We start from the raw sequence: 3,617 nt of genomic DNA on the forward strand, positions 1-3,617 counted from the left end.
GTTATCCGGGCGGCCTTCCGGGGCAGACCCCGGGCGGATTCCCCGGCCAGATGCCGGGCGGCCTTCCCGGCCAGACGTTGCCCGGCCAGACCCCGGGTTACCCCGGCGGGCTACCTGGTCAGTTACCAGGTCAGGCGCCCAGCGCCTTCGGCCCGGTAGCGCCGACGCAGGCCCCGCTGGCCGGCCAACAGGGTCCTGTCTCGTCGGCAGGCGCCAACGGCGGCACCCTGGTGCACGTGCCGGTGGTCTGACAATTGGCTGACATCGCCAACGGCATGAAAGACTGATCGACAAGCAGAACTCAAGGAGGATCAGTCATGGCCAAGCGAGGCCGGAAAAAGCGCGACCGCAAGCACAGCAAAGCCAATCACGGCAAGCGGCCCAACGCGTAACCAACCGCTCAATTCAACAAAGGCGCGGACCGTCCGACAGGCGGCCCGCGCCTTTGTTTATGGCGTCTGAATGTTTGGCTTGTGAAGCGGCCGGGCCTACCGGCCGCGGATGATAGTGGTTCGGCTGATCTCCACCCGTAGCCGCTCAAGCAGACCCTCCGGAGCCCGCTCGCCTCGGCACTTGGAGCCAATCAGGCCTTTGATCCGCTCCTCTAGCCCATAGAACTGGAAGCAGGGTGGGCAGTCCTCGAGATGTTTGCGGAGCTTGTCCTGAGTCTCCGGAGTGCACTCCCCATCGAGCAAGGTCCATACCTCGGCGATCACCTCGGCACACTCCGCCTTGATCTGCATTGGCTCCGCACCGGACTCGGGCCTGGGCGTCGACGAAAAGTCGCTCACGACGACACCTCCTCCGGCGTCTGGCCACCGCGAATGAATCCCCGCTCTTTGGCCACGTCGGTCAACAGCTCGCGCAGTTGGCGGCGGCCGCGGTGCAGTCGCGACATCACCGTCCCGATCGGAGTGTCCATGATCTCGGCGATTTCCTTGTAGGGAAAACCTTCGACGTCGGCGTAGTAGACCGCCATCCGGAATTCCTCAGGCAGCGCCTGCAGGGCCTCTTTGATTTCGGTGTCAGGTAACGCCTCGAGCGCTTCGACCTCGGCGGACCGCAACCCGGTCGAGGAGTGCTCGGCGGTGGCGGCCAACTGCCAGTCGGTGATCTCATCAGTCGGATATTGGGCCGGCTGCCGCTGCTTCTTGCGATAGCTGTTGATGTAGGTGTTGGTGAGGATCCGGTAGAGCCACGCTTTGAGGTTGGTCCCCTCTTTGAAGGACCGGAAGCCCGCGTAGGCCTTCACCATGGTTTCCTGCAGCAGGTCCTCGGCGTCGGCCGGGTTGCGGGTCATCCGCAGGGCTCCACCGTAGAGCTGGTCCAGCAGCGGAATCGCGTCACGCTCGAAGCGCGCGGTCAGCTCCGCGTCGGTCTCGTTCGAGCGGCGGCGCTCGGACCCGTCAGAGACGTCACCGACGTCCCCGGTCTCCGGCTCGGTCGCGCGATCTATGTCGGCCATAGTGGGTAACGCAGTCCCTTCTGTCGCGATGCCGGTGAACAGGTCCATTAACACCGGACCCGTCTGGCACCCGGCCAACTGCTCTTCGCCAATGAGGCTCGTCGCCGTTGACACAGAGATCCCCTTTCCCAATCTAAAGGCTGCGACTGACACTGTCTGCTTCGCATGGGTCAACAGCAGCGATCACCCCGCTATTTCCACCTGTGCGCTGGACACAATCCGGGCCGCCGATTCGGGGCCACTGTGAGCAGCGTTACTGTGGCGCTCATGTCACTCAAGGGCAAGACCATGTTTATCTCCGGTGCCAGCCGCGGAATCGGACTGGCCATCGCCAAGCGTGCCGCGCAGGACGGCGCCAACATCGCGTTGGTGGCCAAGACCGCAGAACCGCACCCCAAGTTGCCGGGCACGGTCTACACCGCGGCCAAGGAGCTCGAGGAGGCCGGCGGCCAGGCGCTGCCGATCGTCGGCGACGTTCGCGACCCGGATTCGGTCGAATCGGCGGTGACCAAGGCCGTCGAGCAGTTCGGCGGCATCGACATGTGCGTCAACAACGCGTCGGCGATCAACCTGGGATCCATCTCCGAGGTGCCGATGAAGCGATTCGACCTGATGAACGGTATCCAGGTGCGCGGCACCTACGCCGTGTCCCAGGCGTGTATCCCGCACATGAAGGGCCGGGAGAACCCGCACATCCTGACGTTGTCCCCGCCGGTCCTGCTCGGGAAGGAATGGCTGAAGCCGACGGCCTACATGATGGCCAAGTTCGGCATGACGCTGTGCGCGCTGGGTATCGCCGAGGAACTGCGCGAAGACGGCATTGCGTCGAACACGCTGTGGCCGCGCACGCTGGTGGCCACCGCCGCGGTGCAGAACCTGCTCGGCGGTGACGAGGCGATGGGCCGGGCGCGCAAGCCGGAGATCTACTCCGACGCGGCCTACGTGATCCTCAACAAGCCGTCCCGCGACTACACGGGCAACACCCTGCTCTGCGAGGACGTGCTGCTGGACTCCGGCGTCAGCGACTTGTCGACCTACAACTGCGTCCCGGGCGGCACACTCGGCGTCGACTTCTGGGTGGACGGCGTCAACCCGCCGGGGTATTCCGGCCCGTAGTCGTGGCCGGCGCGGCGACTCCGGCGCTGGCGGTGCTGATCGACGCGGGCGTGCCGCACGAGGTGGTGACGTTCGACCACGATCCGCGCGTACACATTTTCGCCGACGAGGCCGTTCAAGCCCTGACGCGCGACGGCGCCGTCGACTCTGGGCAGATCTACAAGACGCTGGTCATCGCGGTCCCCGACGGGTTGGCCGTCGCGATCGTGCCGGCGCTGGCGCGGTTGTCGCTGAAGGCGGCCGCCACGGCGTTGGGCGCGAGAAAAGCCACCATGGCCGACCGCCGTGCCGTCGAGCGGGCGACGGGCTATGTGCTGGGCGCGGTGTCGCCGTTGGGCCAACGCACCCGGTTACCCACGGTCGTCGACTCCGGCGCCATGGCTTGGGAACGGATGTACGTCAGCGCGGGCCGCCGAGGCTGGGACGTCGCCGTGGCACCCGGCGACCTGATCACGCTCACTGACGCGGTGACGGCGGAGATTCAGGTCTGAGATCCGAGACGAGAAGCCGGTATCCGAGATCGAGCTCAGGCATGTCGAGAAGATCGGCATGCCGACGCGCCCAGGCGCCGCTGGCAAGGTCTGCGCTGAGCCGCTCTAATCCCTTTGTCAGCAACGCTTTCGGTGTCAGCGCGAACATCGACATCCCGGCTCGCACGGTCTCTTCGAGATAAGCACCAGGGCGGCGCCAGTAGGCTCCGCCGACTCCGTCGACGCAGTCGTGCGGTACGGGCACCGTCTGGATTGACACCGTGCCGAGTAGCGAAACCAGTGTGGAGATCGGCACGGCCAGACGCGCGTCGGTGTCTGCGACGGCGGGCAGATACTCACGCAGCAACCAGAATTGCCCAAAGACGGTGTCATCCCAGGTGAGGATCACGACACGTTGACGGGAGATCCGGATCATCTCGAGGACTCCGGCAGTCAGGTCCGACCAGTGGTGCACGGTCAGCAGCGCGATCGACGCATCGACGGCATGTGTGCCGATAGGCAGGTGTTCGGCCACGGCCCGGACCACGGGAGCATCGGCGGCCCGA

General features: G+C 65.6%; 6 protein-coding genes and 1 pseudogene. 4 read left to right on the forward strand and 3 right to left on the reverse strand.

Annotated features, from left to right (window positions below; all coding sequences use genetic code 11):
- Both VN856_RS07595 and VN856_RS28860 read left to right on the forward strand, forming a co-directional pair.
- A pseudogene (locus VN856_RS07595) lies at positions 1-251 on the forward strand (hypothetical protein); the annotation flags it as partial.
- 66 nt (positions 252-317) lie between these two features.
- Positions 318-392, forward strand: a complete 75-nt coding sequence (locus VN856_RS28860; RefSeq protein WP_011728008.1) for a 50S ribosomal protein bL37 — start codon at positions 318-320, stop codon at positions 390-392.
- A gap of 96 nt (positions 393-488) precedes the next feature.
- Here the strand turns inward: VN856_RS28860 and rsrA are convergent, their stop codons facing one another.
- Together rsrA and VN856_RS07605 are read right to left on the reverse strand one after the other, a co-directional pair.
- Complete coding sequence (gene rsrA, locus VN856_RS07600; RefSeq protein ID WP_325687691.1) at positions 489-743, reverse strand: mycothiol system anti-sigma-R factor; 255 nt, start codon at positions 741-743, stop codon at positions 489-491.
- 44 nt (positions 744-787) lie between these two features.
- The gene (locus VN856_RS07605; RefSeq protein WP_325687694.1) at positions 788-1,465 is read right to left on the reverse strand and encodes a sigma-70 family RNA polymerase sigma factor; all 678 of its coding nucleotides are present in this window, start codon (positions 1,463-1,465) and stop codon (positions 788-790) included.
- Between the two features lie 267 nt (positions 1,466-1,732).
- Here VN856_RS07605 and VN856_RS07610 point away from each other — a divergent pair, with 267 nt between their 5' ends.
- Both VN856_RS07610 and VN856_RS07615 read left to right on the forward strand, forming a co-directional pair.
- Positions 1,733-2,581, forward strand: coding sequence for an NAD(P)-dependent oxidoreductase (locus VN856_RS07610; RefSeq protein ID WP_325687686.1), 849 nt, complete (start codon positions 1,733-1,735; stop codon positions 2,579-2,581).
- Positions 2,582-2,583: 2 nt separating this feature from the next.
- Positions 2,584-3,072 carry an aminoacyl-tRNA deacylase gene (locus tag VN856_RS07615; RefSeq protein WP_325687688.1) on the forward strand — a complete coding sequence of 163 codons (489 nt, stop codon included), beginning with the start codon at positions 2,584-2,586 and terminating at the stop codon, positions 3,070-3,072.
- Here the strand turns inward: VN856_RS07615 and VN856_RS07620 are convergent.
- The coding region (locus VN856_RS07620) for an SAM-dependent methyltransferase (protein WP_325687690.1) at positions 3,038-3,617 on the reverse strand (580 nt) is incomplete at its 5' end. The genes VN856_RS07615 and VN856_RS07620 overlap by 35 nt on opposite strands.

Origin of the sequence: Mycobacterium sp. (assembly GCF_035603715.1) — a bacterium.
Lineage (GTDB): Bacteria > Actinomycetota > Actinomycetes > Mycobacteriales > Mycobacteriaceae > Mycobacterium.